Source organism: Pseudomonas sp. GW823-FHT02F05, from assembly GCF_058797315.1.
Genome location: NZ_JBXAJM010000007.1, coordinates 216,813 through 241,215 on the forward strand (window position 1 = coordinate 216,813; position 24,403 = coordinate 241,215).

Below are 24,403 nucleotides of genomic sequence, written 5' to 3' on the forward strand. Positions count from 1 at the left end.
ATGCAGTTCAGCGACTTACTGGCAGCGATCTCCACCCATGCGATCCGTCTGCAGACCGAAGAGGGCGACCTGATCGTCCTGGGCGATGACGAAGCGTTGGACGACGCGCTCTGGGATCAATTGATCGCGCACAAACCCCAACTGTTGCAGTTGGTCGCCGAACATGGCGGTGACTGGCTGAGCCCGGCCTACCGCATCACACCGGACATGCTGGCCCTGGTCAACCTCGACCAGCCGGCCATCGACCGCATCGTCGCGGCGGTCCCAGGCGGCGCGGCGAATGTGCAGGATATCTACCCCCTGGCGCCGCTCCAGGAAGGCATGCTTTATCACCATCTTTCGGCGCAGAAGGGTGACCCTTACGTGCTGCACGCGCAGTTCGTGTTCGACAGCCGCGCACGCCTTGAGGCCTTTGCCGAGGCGTTGCAATGGGTCATCGACCGTCACGACATCCTGCGTACCTCGATGGTCTGGGAGCGCCTGGACGAGCCGCTGCAAGTGGTGTGGCGCAAGGCTGTGCTGGCCTGCGAAGAGGTGCCTCTGGACGGTGCTGACCGCCTCGCTCAATTGCTCGCTCGCTATGATGCCCGCGCTTATCGCATGGACCTGGGCCAGGCGCCGCTGCTGCGCCTGGTATTCGCTGACGACCCGGCCAACCAGCGGGTGGTGGCGATGCTGCTGTTCCACCACACCATCCTTGATCACACGGCCCTGGATGGCGTTCGGCATGAGATCCAGCTGTACCTGGCCGGGCAGCAAGCCCAGGCCCCTGCACCGGTAGCGTTTCGCAGCTATATCGCCCAGGTGCGCCATGGCGTCAGCGAGCATGCCCATGAGGCGTTCTTCCGCGACATGCTGGCGGATATCGATGAACCGACGCTGCCGTTCGGCCTGCAAGATGTGCAGGGCGGCGGCCAGGGGATCGACGAAGTGCGCATTCCCGTCGACAGCGCTCTGAGCCGCCGCCTGCGAAGCATGGCGCGCCCGCTGGGGGTGAGTGTGGCGAGCCTGATGCACCTGGCCTTGGCGCGAGTGCTGAGTGCGGTTTCGGGGCGGGAGGCGGTGGTATTTGGCACCGTTATGCTCGGGCGCATGGGCGCAGGCGAGGGCGGTGAGCGGGCCTTGGGCATGTTCATAAACACCTTGCCACTGCGGGTGGATGTGGGTGAGCAGGGCGTGCGCGCTGCGGTCAAGATCACCCATGAGCGTCTCACGCGCTTGCTCGATCACGAACATGCGTCCCTGGCGCTGGCACAACGGTGCAGCGGCGTGGCTGCGCCTACGCCGCTGTTCAGCGCGATACTCAACTACCGTCACAGCGCCGCCACCGACATGGCGGCGGTGATCGCAGTCGCCGACGGCATCCAGGTGTTGGGCGCCGAGGAGCGCACCAATTACCCGCTGACGCTGAACGTCGATGACCTGGGTGAAGACTTCGCCCTGACCGTGATGGTCGATGCGTCCATTGGCGCGCAGCGGGTTGCGGGTTATCTGCATACGGCCTTGCAAAGCCTGGCCGACGCCCTTGAACAACGACCGGATATGCCGCTCTGCGGCCTGAACATCCTGCCTGACGCTGAACGCCACCATTTGCTGCACACCTTGAATCATTGCTCCACGCATTACGCCGACACCCAACTTATCCACCAGCAAGTCGAAACCCATGCCGCTGCCCAGCCCGATGCCATTGCGTTGCGCTTCGAGCACCACGTCCTGACCTACCGCCAACTCAACGAACGCGCCAACCAGCTCGCCCACGCGCTCCTGGCCCACGGCGTGTGCCCCGACGCGCGCGTGGCGATTTGCGTGGAGCGTGGCCCGCAGATGATCATCGGCCTGCTTGGCATTCTCAAGGCCGGTGCGGGCTATGTGCCCATCGACCCGGCCTATCCCCAGGAACGCATCGCCTACACCCTGGCCGACAGCCAGCCGGTGGCGGTACTGGTGCAGGCCAACACGGCGCAGCAGGTCGGCGCACTGGCCCGGATCGACCTGGACCACCTGGGCCCGTTGCCCATCACCAACCCTGGGTTGCACCTGAGCCCGGCCAACCTGGCCTACGTCATCTACACCTCCGGCTCCACTGGCCAGCCCAAGGGCGTGATGATCGAGCATCGCCAGGTCGCACGCCTGTTCAGCGCCACCCACCACTGGTTCGGGTTCAACCCGCACGATGTGTGGGCGCTGTTCCATTCCTTCGCGTTCGACTTTTCCGTGTGGGAAATCTGGGGCGCGCTGATGCACGGCGGCCAGTTGCTGATCGTGCCGCAACTGGTCAGCCGCTCGCCGGATGAGTGCTACGCGCTGTTGTGCGACGCCCAGGTGAGCATCCTCAACCAGACGCCGAGCGCGTTCCGCCAGTTGATCGCGGCCCAGGGCAACAGTGCCCAGTCCCATTCCTTGCGCCAAGTGATTTTCGGCGGCGAAGCCCTGGAACCGGGCATGCTCAAGCCGTGGTACGCACGGGCAGTGAATGCCGGTACGCAACTGGTGAACATGTACGGCATCACTGAAACCACCGTGCATGTGACCTACCGTGCGCTGGAAGCGGCCGACGCGCACTTGGTCGGCGTGAGCCCGATTGGCGTGCGTATTCCCGATTTGCAGTTGTACGTGCTGGATGAGCGCCATGAGCCCTTGCCCCTGGGTGTGGTGGGCGAGTTGTACGTGGGCGGTGCCGGGGTGGCGCGTGGTTACCTCAACCGCCAGGCGCTGAATGCCGAACGCTTCCTTGCCGACCCGGCCACCGGCTTGCGCATGTACAAGACCGGCGACCTCGGCCGCCTGCTGGCCGACGGCAGTGTTGAGTACCTGGGGCGTAACGATGACCAGGTCAAGATCCGTGGTTTCCGTATCGAACTGGGTGAAATCCAGGCGCACCTGGCCACTGCCAGCGGCGTGCGCGATGCGGTGGTGATCGCTCGTGAAGATCAGCCGGGCGACAAACGTCTGGTGGCCTATGTGATCAGCGATGGCGAACTCAACGTGGCCGCCCTGCGTGACCATCTACTGCTGAGCCTGGCCGAACACATGGTGCCCAGCGCCTTCGTGCGCCTGGATACGCTGCCGTTGACCACCAACGGCAAACTCGACCGCAAGGCCTTGCCCGCACCCGATGCCGACGCCGTGGCCCGGCGCGAGTATGCGGCGCCCCAGGGGGCGGTGGAAACCACCCTCGCCATGCTCTGGCAAGACCTGCTCAACGTCGACCGTGTCGGTCGTGAGGACAATTTCTTCGAGCTCGGCGGCCATTCGCTGCTGGCGGTCAAGCTGATCGAACGCATGCGCCAGGTCGACCTCAGCGCCGATGTGCGCGTGCTGTTCGGTCAACCGACCTTGGCGGCGCTCGCTGCGGCGGTGGGCGGCCAGCAGACCGTGCAGGTGCCGGCCAACCTTATTCAAGCAGACACGCAGGCCATAACCCCGGACATGCTGCCCCTGGTCGAGCTGGATCAGGCCGCTATCGACCATATCCTTGAGGCCGTGCCCGGTGGCGTTGCCAACGTGCAGGACATCTACGGCCTGGCGCCGCTGCAGGCCGGCATTCTCTACCACCACCTGGCGACCACCGAGGGCGACCCCTACGTGTTGCAGGTGCAGTTGCGGTTTCACGACCAGGGCGCCGTCGACGGGTTTGTCAACGCGCTGCACACGGTGATCGAGCGCAACGATATTCTGCGCACCGCCATCCTCTGGGAGGGCCTGGAAGAGCCGGTGCAAGTGGTGTTACGCCAGGCACCCTTGGTGATCGAACGCCTGGATGCGCTGGGCAGTGATGCACTGGAGCATCTGCAACAGCGTTTCGACCCACGCCACTATCGCCTGGACCTGTCACGCGCCTCGCTGATGCGCCTGGCGTATGCGCAGGACAGCCACGGCTTGGTCGGCATTTTGCTGCTGCACCATATCCTCCTCGACCACACGGCCCTGCACGTGCTGGTCAAAGAGATGAGTGCCAGCCTGCATGGCCACAGCGCACAACTGCCTGACGCGGTGCAGTATCGCAACTACGTGGCCCAGGCCCGCCTCGGTGTCACCCAGGCCCAGCATGAAGCCTTCTTCAGCCAGATGCTGGGCGACATCGACGAGCCGACCCTGGCCTTCGGCTTGCAGGACGTGAACGGTGACGGCAGCGGCATCCATGAAGCGCGCCTGCCGCTGGAGCCTGCGCTCAACCTGGGCTTGCGCGAACAGGCGCGGCAACTGGGCGTGAGCACCGCGAGCCTGGTACACCTGGCCTGGGCCCAGGTGCTGGGCCAGGTGTCTGGCCAGCAGGAGGTGGTATTCGGCACCGTGTTGCTGGGCCGTATGCAGGGCGGCGAGGGCGCGGACCGGGCGCTGGGGATGTTTATCAATACCTTGCCGCTGCGGGTCAGCGTTGGCAGCGTCGGCGTGCAGGCCGGCGTGCGCGCCACCCATGCGCGCCTGGCGCAACTGCTCGGGCACGAACATGCCTCGTTGTCCCTGGCCCAGCGTTGCAGTGGCGTGCCGGGCTCGCTGCCGCTGTTCAGCACCTTGCTCAACTACCGGCACAGCGCAGCCGATGAAGCGCCGGGGGACAACCCCTTTGCCGCTTCCGGTATCGAGATTCTCAGCTCCGAAGAACGTAGCAACTATCCGCTGGTGCTCAACGTTGATGACCTGGGGAGTGGCTTTGCGCTGACGGTGCAAGGCGTCGCGCACCTGGATGTGCAACGCGTGGGTGAGTACATGCTCACCGCGTTGCGCCATGTGGTGAGCGCGCTGCAACATGCGCCGACCACGCCGCTGCAGGCGGTGTCGATCCTGCCGCCTTCCGAGCGTCATCAAGTGCTGGTAGGTTTCAACGCCACCGCCCGGCAATACCCCTCGCAACTTACTGTCTCGCAACTGTTTGAAGCCCAGGCGCTGGCCCGCCCTGAAGCGTCGGCGGCGGTGCAGGGCGAGCTGTCACTGAGCTACCGTGACCTCAATCGCCGTGCCAACCGCCTGGCCCATCATCTGATCAGCCAGGGGGTGCAGCCCGGCGAAAGCGTGGCGATTGCCTTGCCGCGTTGCCTGGATCTGCTGGTCTGCCAACTGGCGATCCTCAAGTGCGCTGCGGTGTATGTGCCGCTGGACGTCAACGCGCCTGTCGAACGCCAGGCCTTCATCGTCAAAGACAGCGGCGCACGCCATGTGCTGGACGACCTGGCGCAGTTGGATCTGGACACGCAGTCGCCCGCTAACCCCGACCCGGCCCAATCCGCGCAGAGCGTTGCCTACATCCTCTATACCTCCGGCTCCACCGGGACGCCCAAGGGCGTGCAAGTGCCCCACCTCGCTATCTCGCGGCTGGTGCTTAACAACGGTTTTGCCGAATTCAATGCCCACGACCGGGTGGCCTTTGCTTCCAACCCGGCATTTGACGCCAGCACCCTCGAGGTGTGGGCGCCGTTGCTCAATGGCGGTTGTGTGGTGGTGGTCGAGCAGGTGCAGTTGTTATCCCAAGCCGCGTTCGCCGAGCTGTTGCGGGAACAGGCGGTCAGCGTGTTATGGATGACCGCCGGGCTATTTCATCAGTACGCCGATGCGTTGATGCCGGTGTTCCGCCAATTGCGCTACCTGATCGTCGGCGGCGACGTGCTTGACCCTCAGGTGATTGGCCGGGTACTCAAGCTCGGCAAACCCCAGCATCTGCTGAATGGGTATGGCCCGACCGAAGCCACCACGTTCTCCACCACGTTTGAGATCACTACCCTTGGCGAGGGCGCTATTCCGATTGGTCGACCGATTGCCAACGCTCAGGCCTATGTACTGGACGCGCGCCAGCAACCGCTGCCCGTGGGTGTGACCGGCGAGCTCTATATCGGCGGTGCGGGCGTTGCGAAAGGCTACTTGAATCTGCCTCAGCTGAGCGCGGAAAAATTCGTCCCGAACCCATTCGGCGATGGCCAACTCTACCGCAGCGGTGATCTGGCCTGCTGGCGAGCCGACGGCAATTTGATGTATCTGGGGCGCAATGACCTGCAGGTGAAGATTCGTGGCTTTCGTATCGAACCCGGTGAAATCGAAGCGTGCCTGTGTGCCTGTGCCGGGATCAGGGACGTTGTGGTATCGGTTCGCGAAGACGAGCCTGGCCACAAACGGTTAGTGGCCTATTACACCGCCGACGCAACGTTGGATATCGCAACCCTGCGAGCTCATGTGCAAGGCCGGTTGCCCGATTACATGGTGCCTTCGGCTTATGTGTGGCTGGCGCAGTTGCCGCTCACCGCCAACGGCAAGCTCGACCGCAAGGCATTGCCGGTACCCGACCAGGCTGCCTTGATCAGCCGTGGCTACGAAGCCCCACAAGGCGAGGTGGAAAGCCTGCTGGCGCAGATCTGGCAGGACGTGCTCAAGCTTGAACGCGTGGGGCGCCATGATCACTTCTTCGAATTGGGCGGGCATTCGTTGCTGGCGGTCAGCCTGATCGAACGCATGCGCCAGGTGGGCCTGAGCGCCGATGTGCGCGTGTTGTTCAGCCAGCCAAGCCTGGCCGCGCTGGCGGCAGCCGTGGGCAGCGGCAGAGAAATCGTGGTGCCGGCCAATGGCATCCCCACCGGCTGCATACAGATCACACCGTCGATGCTGAGCCTGGTGCAACTCACCCCGCAGGCCATCGCGCGGATTATCGCCAGCGTGCCGGGTGGTGCAGCGAATATCCAGGATATCTACCCGCTGGCGCCGCTACAGGAAGGCATTCTCTACCACCACATCAGCGCCGAGCAGGGCGACCCGTACCTGCTGCAATCGCGCATGGCCTTTGACACTGCCGAGCGCCTGCACGGTTTTATGGGCGCGCTGCAACAGGTGGTGGCGCGCCACGACATTCTGCGTACCGCTGTGGTGTGGGAAGGGCTCGAAAGCCCGGTGCAAGTGGTGTGGCGCACCGCCCATTTGGGGGTGCACGAGGTGATGCTCGACCCGGCACACGGCGACGTGATGGCGCAACTGCATGAGCGTTTCGATGCGCGTCACTACCGCCTGGACATTACCCAGGCGCCCTTGCTGCGCATGGTCTATGCCCAGGACCCGGCGCACAACCGGGTCGCGGCGATCCTGCTGTTCCATCACCTGGCGCTGGACCACACCGCCATGGAAGTGGTCGGCCAGGAAATGCGTGCCTTTATGTTCAACCAGGCCCAGGATTTGCCCGCCGCCGCGCCGTTTCGCAACTATGTGGCCCAGGCGCGACTGGGCGTCAGTGTGGCGCAGCATGAGCAGTTTTTCCGCGACATGCTCGCCGAGGTCGACGAGCCCACCTTGCCGTTTGGCCTGCAGGATGTGCAGGGCGATGGTCGTGCAATCGAAGAAGCCGAGGTGCACCTGGAAGCGGGCCTGGCCCAGCGCGTACGCCAGCAGGCGCGCCAACTGGGGGTCAGCGCCGCCAGCCTGATGCACCTGGCCTGGGCCCAGGTGTTGGGCCTGGTCTCGGGCCGCGACGAGGTGGTATTCGGCACGGTGCTGATGGGCCGTATGCAAGCCGGCGAGGGCGCAGACCGTGCGCTGGGGATGTTTATCAACACCTTGCCGCTGCGGGTCGATATTGCAGCCGGCGCAGCGCAGGCGGTCAAAGCCACCCATGCACGCTTGAGCGCCTTGCTCGGGCATGAGCATGCGTCACTGGCCCTGGCCCAGCGTTGCAGCGGTGTGCCGACCAGCACGCCGTTGTTCAGCGCCTTGCTCAATTACCGCCACAGCAACCCAGGCGAAATGGCCCGCGACGGCCACGGCATCTGGGAAGGCGTGCAACTGCTGGGCGGTGAAGAACGCAGCAACTATCCGCTGACCCTGAGCGTGGATGACCTGGGCGCAGGCTTTGGCCTGAGCGTGCTGGCCGTGCCGCAAATCGGCGCGCAGCGCCTGTGCGACTACATGCTCAGCGCCGTGGAGCAACTGGTTGCCACCCTTGAGACGGCGCCCCACCGCGCGCTGCGCCAGTTACCGATTCTGCCCGCCGCAGAGCGCGACACGGTGCTGCGCGAGTTCAACGCCACTGCCCACGACTTCCCCCGTGGCCAGACGGTGCACGGTGCGTTTGAGGTGCAGGCCGAGCGCCAGCCCCATCGCATTGCCGTGCAGCAAGGCAGCGAGGCGCTGACGTATCAGCAGCTCAATCAACGGGCCAACCAGTTGGCTCATCACTTGCTGGAACTCGGCGTGCAATCCGATGACCGCGTGGCACTGTGTTGCCGTCGCGGCCCGCAGATGCTGGTGGGGCTGTTGGGCATTCTCAAGGCCGGCGCGGGCTATGTGCCGATCGACCCGGCGTACCCCGCCGAGCGTATCGCCTACTTGTTGCAAGACAGCGCGCCCGTGGCGGTGCTGGCCGAGACCAGTACGCGGGAGCTGCTGGGGCCCGTCGCCGTGGTCGATCTGCAGGACCCCGGTTGGCAGCGCCACGCCGTCAGCAATCCGCAACTGCCCGCCCTGACGCCCGCGCACCTGGCGTATGTGATCTACACCTCCGGCTCCACCGGCCAGCCCAAGGGCGTGATGGTGGAACACCGCACCGTGGAAAACCTGGTGCATTGGCACTGTGAGGCCTTTGGTCTGACAGCGGTAAGCCACACCAGCAGCGTGGCCGGCATGGGGTTTGATGCCATGGCCTGGGAAGTCTGGCCGGCCCTGTGCGTCGGCGCGACCCTGCACCTGCCACCCGCCGACATCGGCAACGAAAACATCGATGAACTGCTGGCCTGGTGGCTGGCACAGCCGTTGGACGTGAGTTTCCTGCCCACCCCGGTGGCCGAGTACGCTTTCAGCCTACCCCGGCAGCACCCCACCTTGCGCATCCTGTTGATCGGCGGTGACCGCCTGCGTCAGTTCACTCAGGAGCGGCGCTTTGCGGTGGTCAACAATTACGGCCCCACCGAGGCCACGGTGGTTGCCACCTCCGGCCGCGTGCGGGCCGGGCAGGTGTTGCATATCGGCCGGCCTGTCGCTAATGCCACCAGCTATGTGTTGGACGCGCACCTGCGCCCGGTACCGGTGGGCGTGGCCGGTGAGCTCTATGTGGGCGGCAGCGGCGTGGCGCGGGGTTACCTGAACCGTCCCGAGCTGACGGCCGAACGCTTCCTGCAAGACCCTTTCAACCCAGGGCAGATGTACCGCACCGGTGACCTGGTGCGTTGGCTGCCCGATGGCAACCTTGAGTACCTGGGCCGTAACGACGACCAGGTAAAACTGCGCGGTGTGCGGGTTGAACTGGGTGAAATCGAAAGCCGCCTGACGGCACTGGACGGCATCCGCGAGGCCGTGGTGCTGGTGCGCGAAGGCCGCCTGTTGGCCTGGTTCACCGAACAGCGCCCGCTGCAGATCGAGACCTTGCGTGCGCACCTGCAGGCCCAACTTCCCGAGGCGCTGGTGCCGGTCGCCTACATGCGGCTTGATCAGTTGCCCCTGACCGCCAACGGCAAACTGGACCGCAAGGCATTGCCAGAGCCAGACCAGTGCGCCTTGCTCAGCCGTGAATACCAAGCCCCCCAGGGTGACGTCGAAACCACCCTGGCGCGGCTGTGGGCCGAAGTGTTGCAGGTGGAGCAAGTGGGTCGCCATGACCACTTCTTCGAACTGGGCGGCCATTCATTGCTGGCCGTCAGCCTCATCGAGCGCATGCGCCAGGCCGGCCTTGGCGCGGATGTGCGCGTGTTGTTCAGCCAGCCAACCCTGGCCGCGCTGGCCGCCGCTGTCGGCAGTGGCCGCGAAGTGCAGGTGCCGGCCAATCGCATCAGTGCCGGTTGCCAGCGCATCACCCCGGACATGCTGGCCCTGGTGGACCTCGACCAGTCGGCGATCGACCAGGTGGTGGCCCAGGTGCCTGGCGGCGCTGCCAACGTGCAGGACATCTACCCGCTGGCGCCTTTGCAGGAAGGGATTTTCTATCACTACCTCACGGCGGCGCAGGGCGATCCTTACCTGCTGCAATCACACCTGGCGTTTGACGGTGTCGAGCGCCTGCACGCCTTTATGCGCGCACTGCAACAGGTGATCGACCGCCACGACATCCTGCGCACCGGGGTGGTGTGGGAGGGCCTGGCGCAACCGCTGCAAGTGGTGTGGCGCCAGGCGCAGTTGTGCGTGCAGGAACTGCAACTGGAAGGTGACGTACTCGCCGGCCTGCACGAGCGGTTTGATGCGCGGCGGTATCGCCTGGAGATCAGCCAGGCCCCGCTGATCCGCCTGATGTATGCCCAGGACCCGGCCAACCAGCGTGTGGTGGCGGTGCTGCTCTATCACCATATCGTGTTGGACCACACCGCCTTCGACGTGGTGTTGCGCGAAATGCAGGGCCACCTGTTGGGCCACGCAGCGCCCACCGCCGCGCCCATGCCGTATCGCAACTATGTGGCCCAGGCCCGTTTGGGTGTCAGCGAACAGGAGCATGAGCAGTTCTTCCGCCAGATGCTGGGCGATGTCGACGAACCGACGTTGCCGTTCGGCTGGCAGGACGTGCGCGGCGACGGCAATGCCATCGATGAACATACCCTGCAACTGGACAGCCAGCTCAACCGCCGCCTGCGCAGCCAGGCGCGGCTGCTGGGGGTCAGCGCTGCCAGCCTGTTCCATCTGGCCTGGGCGCAGGTGCTGGCCGCGGTATCGGCGCGCCACACGGTGGTGTTCGGAACGGTGCTGGTAGGCCGTTTGCAAGGCGGCGAGGGCGCCGACCGCGCCCTGGGTGTGTTTATCAACACCTTGCCGCTGCGCCTGGATATCGACGACCAGGGCGCCCGCGCCGCCGTGCGGGCCACCCATGCACGTCTGACCCAATTGCTCGGCCATGAACACGCCTCCCTGGCCTTGGCCCAGCGTTGCAGTGGCGTAGCGGCCCCGGCGCCCTTGTTCAGCTCGATGCTCAACTATCGCCATCGCGGCGCCGCCACCCGTTCGGCGGATGCGCAGTTGGCATGGGAAGGCATGCAGACCTTGGTCAATGACGGGCGCACCAATTACCCGCTGACCTTGAACGTGGACGACCTGGGCGACGGCTACGCGTTCACCGCCCTGGCCCAGGTGGATGCGCAACGGGTGTGCGGCTATATGCATAACGCGTTGAGCGGTCTGGTCGAAGCCCTTGAGCAGGCCCCGCACCAGGCGCTGAACCGCCTGCCGGTGCTGGGGCTGCAAGAGCGGCAACAGCTGCTGGTGCAGTTCAACGCCACCGAGGTGAACTACAACCTCGACCAGACCCTGCACGGGCTGTTTGAAGCCCAGGTTGTACGTACCCCGCAGGCCGTGGCGGTGAAGGCCGGCGAGCACACCTTGAGCTACCAGCAACTCAATGAACGCGCCAACCGCCTGGCCCATCACCTGCGTGACAGCGGTGTGCGCCCGGATGCACGGGTGGGTATCTGCGTCGAGCGCGGCCTGGACATGGTCATCGGCCTGTTCGCCATCCTCAAGGCCGGCGGTGCCTATGTGCCGCTGGACCCGGCGTACCCGCCAGAGCGCATCGCCAACATGCTGCACGACAGCGCGCCGGTGGTGGTGCTGGCCCAAAGCGCCACCCGCACCCTGCTGGGGGACGTGGCGGTAGTTGACCTCGACCACAGCACCTGGCAGCACCAACCTGTCACCAACCCGCAAGTACCGGGCCTCATTGCCCAACACGCGGCCTATGTGATCTACACCTCCGGTTCCACTGGCCAACCCAAGGGCGTAATCAACGAACATGCCGGGGTGGTCAACCGCCTGTTGTGGATGCAGGACGCCTATAGCCTCAAGGCTCACGATGCGGTGTTGCAGAAAACCCCGTTCAGCTTCGACGTGTCGGTGTGGGAGTTCTTCTGGCCGCTGTTCACCGGCGCGCGTCTGGTGATGGCGCGCCCTGAAGGGCACAAGGACCCGGCGTACCTGTGCGAGGTGATCGCGGCGGAGCAGATCACGACCCTGCACTTTGTGCCGTCGATGCTCGATGTATTCCTGGCCCACGGCGATGTCAGCCAGGCGGCGGGGTTGGTGCGGGTGATGTGCAGCGGCGAGGCCTTGCCGGGCAGCCTGGTGCGGCGTTTCAAGCAGCAGTTGCCGGGGATTGGTTTGTACAACCTGTATGGCCCCACTGAGGCGGCAGTGGACGTGACGGCCTGGAACTGCGCACGGCCCGAGGTGCCGGACAACACCCCGATCGGCAAGCCGATTGCCAACACCCGCCTGTATGTACTCGATGGGCAGTTACAGCCGGTGCCGCTGGGCGTGGTCGGTGAGCTGTTCATCGCCGGCGTGCAAGTGGCGCGGGGTTACCTGAACCGCCCTGAGCTGACCGCCGAGCGCTTCCTCGACGACCCGTTCACCCCTGGGCGCATGTACCGCACCGGTGACCTGGGCCGCTACTTGCCCGACGGCACGCTCGAGTACCTGGGGCGCAACGACGATCAGGTGAAGATCCGTGGCCTGCGCATCGAACTGGGGGAAATCCAGGCGCGCCTGATCGAGCATCCGGCGGTCAAGGACGCCGTGGTCGTCGCCCGTGACCAGCGCCTGGTCGCGTATTACACCGGCGCGCCCACCGATATCGAAAGCCTGCGCGCCCAACTGTTGCAGCACCTGCCTGACTTTATGGTGCCGGCGCTGTTCATGCACTTGGACGCCTTGCCCCTGAGCCCCAACGGCAAGCTCGACCGCAAGGCCCTGCCTGCACCGGGTATGGACGCGTTGCAGGTACGTGAGTACGCGGCGCCCGAAGGCGACACCGAGATCCTCCTGGCCCAACTCTGGGCCGAGCTGCTCAAGGTGGAGCGGGTAGGGCGCCACGACAACTTCTTTGAACTGGGCGGGCACTCGCTGCTTGCCGTGAGCTTGATCGGGCGCCTGCGCCAGGAAGGCATGGAAGCCGATGTGCGGGGCTTGTTCGAACAACCGACCCTGGCCGGCTACGCCGCAATGACCGAACGAATGGAGATCGTCCTGTGAACATCCTCGAGCTGCTGGCAACCCTGAAAACCAAGGATGTGCAACTGGCGCTCAAGGGCGAGCAATTGTCGGTGAACGGCAACAAGCAAGCCTTGAGCGACCCGGCGATATTGGCCGCCTTGCGTGAACACAAGCCGGCGCTGATCGAACTGATCAAGGCCGGTGAATACACCGCGACCAAGGCCGGTGAGGTGCAGGTACCGGCCAATGGCATCCCGGCCAATGCCGAGCGCATCACTCCCGACATGCTGACCCTGTCGACCCTGAGCCAAGACGAGATCGAGCGCATTGTCGCCACGGTGCAGGGCGGCGTGGCGAATATCCAGGACATCTACCCGCTGGCGCCGTTGCAGGAAGGCATCCTGTTCCACCATGTCAGTGCCGAGCAGGGTGACCCCTATGTGATGCAGTCGCAGTTCGCCTTTGACAACCTTGCGCGTTTCGATGCGTTTGCCCAGGCGCTGCAACGGGTGATGGACCGTCACGACATCCTGCGTACCGGGGTGGTCTGGGATGGCCTGACGCAACCCTCGCAAGTGGTGTGGCGCCAGGCACGCCTGCCGGTGCAAGCCTTGATGCTGGACCCGGCCGATGGCGATATCGCCGCGCAACTGCATGACCTGTTTGATGCCCGCCACTATCGCCTCGACGTCACCCAGGCGCCGTTGCTGCGCCTGGTGCGCGCTGAAGACCCGGCCAACCAGCGCATCGTCGCCACCCTGTTGTTCCATCACATGGCGCTCGACCACAGCGCCCTGGACGTGGTGTGCCACGAAATGCAGGCGTGCCTGTTGGGCCAAGGCGCGACCCTGGGCCAGACCGTACCGTTTCGCAACTATGTGGCGCAGGCGCGGTTGGGGATCAGTGAGCAGGAGCACGAACGTTTCTTCCGGCAGATGCTCGGCGATATCAGCGAGCCCACCTTGCCGTTCGGTTTGCAGGACGTGCAAGGTGATGCGCGGGGTATCGCTGAAGTCAGCCTGCCATTGGCGCCGGCACTGGCCCAGCGCTTGCGCGGGCAGGCGCGCCAACTGGGCGTGAGCGCCGCCAGCCTGTTTCACCTGGGTTGGGCCCAGGTGCTGGGGGTGTTGGCCGGCAAAGCCCAGGTGGTGTTCGGCACCGTATTGATGGGGCGCATGCAGGGCAGCCATGACACCGACCGCGCCTTGGGCATTTTCATCAATACCTTGCCGTTTCGCGTGGACGTAGACGCCCAGGACGTACGCACCGCAGTCAAGGCCACCCACGCACGTCTGACCACCTTGCTGCGCCATGAGCACGCGGCGTTGGCCCTGGCCCAGCGTTGCAGTGGCGTGCTCGCGCCGACGCCGCTGTTCAGCGCGCTGCTCAACTATCGCCACAGCGCGCCCGCCGCCAGCGCCGAGGCGGTGTCGGCCTGGCACGGTATCACCGCACTGCGCGCCGAGGAGCGCACCAACTACCCGCTGACCCTGAGCGTGGACGACCTGGGTGAGGGCTTCGGCCTGAGTTTGCTGGCCAGCACCCTGGTTGACCCTCAGCGCGTCTGCGCCTACCTGCACACCGCGCTGGAAAACCTGGTGAGCGCACTGGAGCAGGCCCCCCATACCGCGCTTGATCAACTCTCGGTGGTGCCCGCCGCCGAACAGCGCTTGCTGCTGGAACAGTTCAACACCACCCAGACCGTTTTCCCCCAAGGCACCACCCTGCATGGCCGCGTCGAAGCCCAGGCCGCTCTCACGCCGCACGCCATTGCCGCTGTGCATCAGGGCCGGCAACTGACTTACGCCGAATTGAACCAGCAAGCCAACCTGCTGGCGCATCATCTGCTGGCGCTGGGGGTCAAGCCCGACGACCGCGTGGCCATTGTCGCGCGGCGCGGCCTCGACACCCTGGCCGGGTTGCTGGCGATTCTCAAGGCCGGCGCCGGTTATGTGCCGGTGGACCCGTCCCACCCGGCCGAGCGCCTCCACTATTTGCTCAGCGACAGCGCGCCGGTGGCGGTACTCACCCAGCATGCGTTGCTGACGCGCCTGCCGGTGCTGGAAGTGCCGGTGATCAACCTGGACCGCTTCACCTGGCAGCACCATTCGGCGAGCAATCCCACAATCGCCGTCGGCCCGACGAATCTCGCCTATGTGATCTACACCTCCGGCTCCACTGGCTTGCCCAAGGGGGTGATGGTGGAACACCACAGCGTCGCCAACCTGGTGGACTGGCATTGCAGCGCCTTCGACCTGCGCGCCGGGCGGCATACCGCCAGTGTTGCCGGTTTCGGCTTTGACGCGATGGCCTGGGAAGTGTGGCCGGCGCTGTGTGTGGGCGCCACCTTGCACCTGCCACCGGCCCATGAGGGCGGCGAAGATATCGACGCACTGCTGGCCTGGTGGTGCGCGCAGCCACTGGACGTGAGCTTTCTGCCGACGCCGGTGGCGGAATACGCCTTCAGTCAGAACATCGAGCACCCGACCTTGCGCACCTTGCTGGTCGGTGGCGACCGCCTGCGCCAGTTCGGGCGGGCGCAGCGCTTTGAGCTGGTCAACAACTACGGGCCCACCGAAGCCACGGTGGTGGCCACTTCCGGCAAGGTCGAGGCGGGCCAGCCGTTGCATATCGGCAAGCCCATGGCCAATGCCAAGGTCTACGTGCTCGACCCACACCAGCGTCCGGTGCCGCTGGGGGTGGCGGGGGAGTTGTACGTGGGCGGCAAGGGCGTGGCACGCGGTTACCTCAACCGCCCGGAACTGACTGCCGAGCGCTTTGTGCGCGACCCGTTCAACGAAGGACGCATGTACCGCACCGGCGACCTGGTGCGCTGGCTGCCGGACGGCACACTCGATTACCTGGGGCGCAACGATGACCAGGTGAAAATCCGTGGCGTGCGCATCGAACTGGGCGAAATCGAAACCCAGCTCAACCAGTTGCCCGGGATTCTGGAAGCGGTGGCGGTGGTGCGTGAAGAACGGCTGGTGGCCTACTTCACCGAAAACCCACAACTGGACCCGCTGACGGTGGCCCAGATTCGCGCCCACCTGGTGGCGCATCTGCCGGACTACATGGTGCCCGTCGCGTTCATGAAACTCGACGCACTGCCACTGACGGCCAATGGCAAGCTTGACCGCAAGGCCCTGCCGGCGCCGGACATGGCCGCCGTCTTTACCCGCGAGTACGCCGCGCCCCTGGGCGAAATCGAAACCGTGCTGGCGCAGATCTGGGCCGATGTGTTGCAGGTGCAGCGCGTGGGGCGCTATGACCATTTCTTTGAGCTGGGTGGGCATTCGCTGCTGGCCATGCGCATGGTGTCCCAGGTGCGCCAGCGGCTGGGCGTCGAGTTGGCGCTGGGCGACCTGTTTGCCAACGCCGAACTGGCGGCGGTCGCCGAGGTACTGGCCCAGGCCGGTCGCAGCACCTTGCCGGATATCTTGCCGGCCAACCGTGATGAGGACGTGCCGCTGTCCTTCGCCCAGCAACGCCTGTGGTTCCTGGCCTTGATGGAAGGTGCCAACACCGCCTACAACATTCCCATCGGCTTGCGGTTGCGCGGGCAGTTGCATGTGCAAGCGTTGCAACGGGCCCTGGCGCGCATTGTGGGGCGGCATGAAACCCTGCGCAGCCGCTTCGCCCAGCAGGGTGACCAGGCCCAGGTGCTGGTCGTGCCGGCCGAAGAGGTATTGCCGCTGCAAGTGCAGGACCTGCGTCGCCATCCGCAGCCGCAACAGGCCCTGGACGCGCTGATTCACGGCGAAGCTTCGGCACCGTTCGACCTTGAGCGCGGCCCGTTGCTGCGCGGGCGCCTGGTGGTGATGGCCGATGATCACCATGTGCTGTTGCTGACCCTGCACCATATCGTCTCTGACGGCTGGTCCATGGGCGTGCTGACCCGCGAGCTGATGGCGCTGTACCAGGCTTTCAGCCACGGCCACGCCGACCCGCTGCCTCCCTTGCCGATCCAGTACGCCGACTTTGCCGTGTGGCAACGCCTGTGGCTGAGCGGCGAGGTGCTGCAGCGCCAAAGCAGCTACTGGCAACAGGCGTTGGCCGGTGCGCCGGCGTTGCTGACCTTGCCCACCGACCGCCCGCGCCCGGCGCAGCAGGACTACGCTGGCAGCAGCGTCGAAGTGCGCCTGGATGAACGCCTCACCGCCGGGCTCAAGGCCTTGAGCCAACGCCATGGCACCACCTTGTACATGACCTTGATGAGCGCCTGGGCTTCACTGTTGGCGCGCTTGTCCGGGCAGCCCGAGTTGGTGATCGGCACGCCGGTGGCCAACCGCATGCGCACCGAAGTCGAAGGGCTGATTGGCCTGTTCGTCAACACCCTGGCGCTGCGTATCGACACCTCGGGCGAGCTGAGCACCGAGGCGTTGCTGGCGCGGGTCAAGGTGTTGACGCTGCAAGCCCAGGCCCATCAGGACTTGCCCTTCGAGCAGGTGGTGGAAATCACCCGGCCGCCGCGCAGCCTGGCCCACAGCCCGCTGTTTCAGACCCTGCTGAGCTGGCAGGACAGCAGCGCGCCGACCCTGGCCCTGGGCGACCTGGCCCTGGAGAGCATTGTCGAGAACAGCCATTTCGCCAAGTTCGACCTGTCGTTGAACCTGGGGGAAGTGCAGGGCAGCATCCTCGGTGCGCTGGAATATGCCGTGGCCCTGTTTGACGAATCGACGATGCAGCGTTACGTCGGTTATTTCACCCGCGTGTTGCAGGCCATGGTCGATAACGACCAGGCGGTGCTGGCGCAGGTGCCGCTGGTGGATGCGCGCGAGCGTCGGCAACTGCTGGTGGATTTCAACGCCACCGCCGTTGAGTACAACCTCGACCAGACCCTGCACGGCCTGTTTGAAGCCCAGGTACTGCGTACACCCCAGGCCATTGCCCTGAAGGCGGGCGCGCAGCAACTGAGCTATGCCGAACTGAACGCGCGCGCCAACCAGTTGGCCCATCACCTGCAAGCCCTGGGTGTGCAGCCCCAGGCGCGGGTGGCGATCTGCGTGGAGCGTGGCCTGGACATGGTCATCGGCCTGTACGCGATCCTCAAGGCCGGCGCCGCCTATGTGCCGCTGGACCCGGCCTACCCGTTGGAACGCATCGCCTACATGCTCCACGACAGCGCGCCGACGGTAGTGCTGGGCCAGTCCAGCACCCTTGGGTTGCTGGGCGAGGTGCCGGTGGTAAACCTGGATTCGCCCACCTGGCAGCATCAGCCCGCCCATAACCCGCAGGCGGCCAGCGTGGCGGCCTACGTGATCTACACCTCCGGTTCCACCGGCCAGCCCAAGGGTGTGATCAACGAACACCCTGGAGTGGTCAACCGCCTGCTGTGGATGCAAGACGAATACGCGTTGACCGCCAGCGATACGGTCTTGCAGAAAACCCCGTTCAGCTTCGACGTGTCGGTGTGGGAGTTCTTCTGGCCGCTGTTCACCGGCGCACGCCTGGTCATGGCTCGTCCTGGTGGGCATAAAGACCCTGACTACCTGTGCCAGGTGATCGAGGCCGAGGGGGTCACGACGCTGCATTTTGTGCCGTCGATGCTCGACGTGTTCCTGGCCCATGGCGATGTCAGCCAGGCCGCCGGGCTGGTGCGGGTGATGTGCAGTGGCGAAGCCCTGCCGGGCAGCCTGGTACGGCGCTTCAAACAGCAATTGCCGGGGGTTGGCTTGTACAACCTGTATGGCCCCACCGAAGCGGCGGTGGATGTCACCGCGTGGGACTGCGCAGGCGCCGTGGTGCCGGATAACACCCCCATCGGCAAGCCGATTGCCAATACGCGCCTGTATGTACTGGACGAGCAGTTGCAGCCGGTGCCGTTGGGGGTGGTCGGTGAATTGTTCATCGCCGGCGTGCAGGTGGCGCGGGGTTACCTCAACCGTCCTGAGCTGACCGCCGAACGCTTCCTCGACGACCCGTTTACCCCGGGGCGCATGTACCGTACCGGTGACGTGGGTCGCTACTTGCCCGACGGCACTCTCGAGTACCTGGGGCGCAATGATGACCAGGTGAAGATTCGTGGCTTGCGCATCGAACTGGGGGAAATCCAGGCGCGCCTGACCGAGCATCCAGCGGTGCAGGAAGCTGCCGTGATTGCCCGCGAGCAGCGCCTGATCGCCTATTACACCGGCGTGCCGAGCGACGTCGAAAGCCTGCGCGCCCACCTGCTGCAACAACTGCCGGAATTCATGCTGCCGACGAGCTTTATGCACCTTCAGGCGCTGCCGCTGAGCCCCAACGGCAAGCTCGACCGCAAGGCACTGCCGACGCCGGGCCTGGACGCGTTGAGCGTGCGCGACTATGAAGCGCCCGTGGGTGATACGGAAATCACCCTGGCCGCACTGTGGGCCGAATTGCTCAGCGTGGAGCGCGTGGGTCGGCATGACAATTTCTTTGAATTGGGTGGCCACTCATTGCTGGCAGTCAGCCTGATCGGGCGCATGCGCCGCCTGGGCTTGTCGGCGGATGTGAAAGTGCTGTTCGGCCAACCGACCTTGTCCGCCCTGGCTGCGGCCTTGGGCGGTGGGCGTGAAGTGACGGTGCCGGCCAATCGCATTGCGGCCGATTGCACCCGGATTACGCCGGACATGCTTGCGCTGATCACCCTGGACCCCGCTGCCATCGAGCGCATCGTTGCCAGCATCCCCGGCGGTGCGGCGAATGTGCAGGATATTTACCCGCTGGCACCCTTGCAGGCCGGCATCCTGTATCAGCATCGCGCCGTGCAAGGTGACGATGCCTATGTGCTGCAGGCGCAGTTTGCCTTCGACAGCCGCCTGCGCCTGGACGCCTTTGCCCATGCCTTGCAGGCGGTGATCCAGCGCCATGACATCCTGCGTTCATCCTTCCACTGGGACGGGCTGGAGGAGCCGGTGCAGGTGGTATGGCGCACCGCCTCATTACGTGTTGAAAACGGCTCGGTGCCGCCACGCCTGGACCTCGCCCAGGCACCTTTGATGCGCCTGGTGTATGCCGAGGAGTCGCAGCGGGTGGTGGCGACGTTGCTGTTCCACCATCTGGTGATGGACCACATTGCGTTGGACATCCTGCAACACGAAATGCAGGCCTTCCTGTTGGGCACGCAAGACACCTTGGCCGCGCCCGGGCCGTACCGCAACTACGTGGCCCAGACTCGTCTGGGCGCTGAGGACCACGAGCCGTTTTTCCGCGAGATGCTCGCTGAGGTCGACGAACCCACCGACGTACCGCACCTGGGTGCCGATGAGCGCGTGAAGGTGAGTCTCGACCTGGGGTTGAGTCGGCGCCTGCGCAACCAGGCGCGTCAAGCGGGAGTCAGCGCCGCCAGCCTCATGCACCTGGCCTGGGCCCATGTGCTGGGCACGGTCTGCGCCCGTGAACAGGTGGTGTTCGGCACGGTGATGCTCGGTCGCCTGCAAGGCGGCGAAGGTGCCGAGCGCGCCATGGGGGTGTTTATCAATACCTTGCCGCTGCGAGTCGACCTGGGTGAACACTCGGTACTGACCGCGCTGCGTGCCACCCATGGCCGCCTGACCCAATTGCTCAGCCATGAACACGCGCCTTTGGCGCTGGCCCAGCGTTGCAGCGGCGTACCCATGGCCACGCCGTTGTTCAGCGTGCTGTTCAACTACCGTCACAGTGCGCTCCAGGCCGGGGGCGTGGCCGAGGCGTGGCAGGGGATCGAGGTGCTCAAGACCGAGGAACACACCCACTACGGCGTGTCGATGAGCGTGGATGACCTGGGTGAAGGTTTCAGCCTCACGGCCATGGGGCAGGGGGCCAGACGCTTGGGCGACTACCTGCATAACGCCTTGGTGCAGGTGGTGCAGGCACTGGAAGAGCGCAGCGACATCGCCCTCAGTGGTTTGCCGATCCTGCCCCTGGCTGAACGCCAGCAACTGCTTGAGGGCTTCAACGCTACGGCTCGTGCGTTCCCTCGTGAACACAGCGTGCAGCAGGTGTTCGAAGCCCAGGCGCAGGCGCGCCCCGACGCGGTGGCGGTGTTGCACGGCGAACAACGGATAAGCTATGGCGAACTCAACCGCCGCGCCAACCGCCTGGCCCATCACCTGCTCGGCCTGGGTGTGTGCCCCGGCGATAACGTGGCGATCCTGCTGCCACGCTCGGTGGCGTTGCTGGTCAGCCAACTGGCGATTCTCAAATGCGCCGCCGCCTATGTGCCGCTGGACATCAGCGCGCCGGCCGAACGCCAGAGCTTCATGCTGCAAGACAGCGGCGCGGCCTGGCTGTTGACCGGTAGCGACTGCAGCGTGGAGAGCGCGGCGCAGCGTCTGGACCTGGACACCCTGGGCCTTGACTCGCACCCCGACCACAACCCGGGCCTGCCGCAATCCTCGCAGAGCGTGGCGTACATCATGTACACCTCCGGCTCCACCGGCATGCCCAAAGGCGTATTGGTGCCTCACCGTGGCATCACGCGCCTGGTGCTCAACAACGGCTACGCCGATTTCAATCCCAATGACCGCGTGGCCTTCGCGTCGAACCCCGCCTTCGATGCCAGCACCATGGACGTCTGGGGGCCGTTGCTCAACGGCGGTCAGGTGCAGGTGATCGACCACGCCACCTTGCTCGACCCGCTGGCGTTCGGCGCGGCACTCAAGGGCGCGACGGTGCTGTTCGTTACCACGGCGCTGTTCAACCAGTATGTGCAACTGATTCCCCAGGCCCTGGCCGGCTTGCGTATTTTGCTGTGCGGCGGCGAGCGTGCCGACCCGGCGGCGTTCCGCAACCTGCTGGGGCTGGCTCCGGGGCTGCGCCTGGTGCATTGCTACGGGCCGACCGAAACCACCACCTACGCCACCACTTTTGAAGTGCGCGCCATTGCCGCTGAAGCCGACAGCGTGCCGGTAGGGCGACCCATTTCCAACACGCAGGTCTACGTGCTGGATGCGCAGTTGCACCTGCTGCCCCTGGGGGGGACCGGCGAAATCTGCATCGGCGGCGACGGTGTCGCCCAGGGCTACCTGAACCGCCCTGAGTTGACGGCGGAAAAATTCGTGCAGAACCCGTTCAATCCAGGCGCCTTGCTGTACCGCACCGGCGACCTCGGACGCTGGACCGCAGACGGACTGCTGGAGTGCATCGGGCGCAATGACGACCAAGTGAAGATCCGTGGCTTTCGCATTGAGCTGGGTGAGATCGAAGCACGCTTGGCGACATTCTCCGGAATCCGCGAGGGGGTGGTGCTGGCCCGCGAAGACGTGCCGGGGGACAAACGCCTGGTGGCCTATTTCACCTGGGCGGGCGAGCCGGTCGGCATCGAGCCGGTGCGTGCTTATCTGCAGGCGCACTTGCCGGCCTACATGGTGCCGTCGGCCTTTGTGATCCTTGAGCAACTGCCGTTGACGGCCAATGGCAAGGTCGATCGCAAAGCCTTGCCCGTACCGAAGTGGGACGCTTCGGCCAGCGGCACATTTGAAGCACCGGTCGATGCGCTGGAGCAGACCTTGGCCCAGCTGTGGGCCGAGGTATTGAAGCTTGAGCAGGTGGGGCGCCATGACAGTTTCTTCGAACTGGGCGGGCATTCCTTGTTGGCGATTCGCCTGGTCAATCGGCTGGACGAGGCCGGGTTGTCGGTGTCGCTGGCCGAGCTGTTCGAGCATGCCAGCGTGGCCTCGGTCGCGGCGCTGCTGCGCCTGCGCGGTGACGACGTGCTACCTGAGACGGCGGTGATTACAGTGCGTAGCCGCGGGGCGCAGGCACCGTTATTCCTGGTGCATGAGTTCAGTGGCATGGACGTGTACTTCCCGGCGCTGGGCCAGCACCTGCCTGGCGATTACCCGATTTATGGCCTGCCGGGCCTGGCGCTCGGCGAGGCGCATCTGGACAGCATGGAAGGCCTGGCCGCGCGCATGGTCGGGCTGATTCGCCAGATCCAGCCCCACGGTCCTTACCGGTTGGCGGGGTGGTCCTTTGGGGGTGTGCTGGCCTATGAAGTTGCCATGCAGTTGCTGGGGCAGGATGAGGCCGTGGCGTTTCTGGGCTTGATCGACAGCTACGTGCCGCGCATGACCGACCAGGGCAAGTCACGCTGGAGCGGGCCGGATGCCCTCAAGCGGCATTTGTTGTTGCAGTGCACGGCCTATTGGAAGGCACAGGGAGGTGTGGATGAGCTGGCGAACCTGGAACAACTGGAGGCAGGCCTTGGACAGCTGGACTTTGCAGCTCTGCTGCAACGCTGTCGCAATCAAGGTTTGCTATACGCGCAAATGGCAGCGGCGACGGACGCCGACCTGCTGAGCTTTTTGCAACGGGAAGTCGGCCATGGGCATGCCCTGGCCCACTACAGCCTGTTCCCGCTGCCGATCCCGGTTCACTTGTTCAGCGCCGAGCAGCGGCCTACCGAACTGTCGCGGCGCAGTGCCTCGCTGGGTTGGGACACCGCCCTGGTGCCTGGGCAACTGCGCCAGGTGCAGGTCCTGGGGGATCACCAGAGCATGATGCAGGCGCCGCATATTCAGAGCCTTGGCCAGGCCATGAGCCGAGCGCTGGCGGCGAGTACTCCGGTGAGTTGCGCGGCGCACTCACCCTTGCTGCGTATCCAGAGCGGGCGCGCCGGTTATGCGCCGGTGTTCTGCGTGCCAGGCGCGGGAGACAGCGTCACCGGCTTTGTGGGTTTGAGCGAAGCGCTGGGGCGCGACTGGCCGCTGTATGGCTTGCAGCCGCGGGGGCTGGATGGCGAGGCGGTGCCCCATAGCCAGGTGGAAGCGGCGGCCCAGTGTTACCTGGCGGCGCTGGAACAGGAATGCCCCGAAGGGCCGGTGCATCTGGTCGGGCATTCGTTCGGCGGCTGGGTGGCGCTGGAAATGGCGCTGCGCTTGCAGGCAATGGGGCGTGAGGTGGGGTCGTTGACGGTGATCGACAGCGAGTCGCCGGGGCGTGCGGGCAAGGCATATACCTCGACGGCGGCGTTGTTGCGGTTGATCGAGGCGATGCAGTTGGCGGCTGGGAAGTCGCTGGGGATTGATCCTGTGGACTTTGCCGGGCGCGATGAGGTGGCGCAGCGACAAGCGTTGCATGGGGGGATGGTGAGTGTGGGGTTGTTGCCGGCGCGTGCGGCGCTGGAGGCGATGGATGGGCCGGCGCGCACTTACGCGGCGGCGTTGCGCACGGTGTATCAGCCGCAAGGGCGGTATGACGGGGTGGTGCGCCTGGTGTTGGCGCAGGACCCGGCGTTGGATTCGGCGGGGAACCAGCGTGAGCAGGGGTTGATGATCGAAGGCTGGCGAGGGCAGGGAGGTGGGTTGGAGGTTTGGTATGGCGGGGGGAATCACTTTACGTTGCTCAAGGCGCCGAATGTTTTGGGGTTGGCCAGGTGGTGGTTGGAAGTTGTTGGGGTTGGGGAGGTGGTGTCTTGAGGGGTGTGCACCGATCCAGATGTGGGCGCTGGCTTGCCTGCGATAACGGTTTGTCTGCGTACATATCCGTTCCTGCGGTAACGGCCACTTATGGTTCCGCTCTTACAGCGGGTCACTTTTGGAAAGGCCCAAAAGTAACCAAAAGGCCTTCGCCCCACCACTCGGCA

2 protein-coding genes are annotated in these 24,403 nt (G+C 65.2%); both read left to right on the forward strand.

Annotated features, from left to right (window positions below; translation table 11 throughout):
- Positions 1-12,912: an amino acid adenylation domain-containing protein gene (locus AC1RAC_RS11320; RefSeq protein WP_492616587.1), complete on the forward strand. Its 12,912-nt coding sequence runs from the start codon at positions 1-3 to the stop codon at positions 12,910-12,912.
- Positions 12,909-24,236, forward strand: coding sequence for an amino acid adenylation domain-containing protein (locus tag AC1RAC_RS11325; RefSeq protein ID WP_492616588.1), 11,328 nt, complete (start codon positions 12,909-12,911; stop codon positions 24,234-24,236). Before AC1RAC_RS11320 ends, AC1RAC_RS11325 begins: the two co-directional genes overlap by 4 nt.
- Positions 24,237-24,403: the final 167 nt, after the last annotated feature.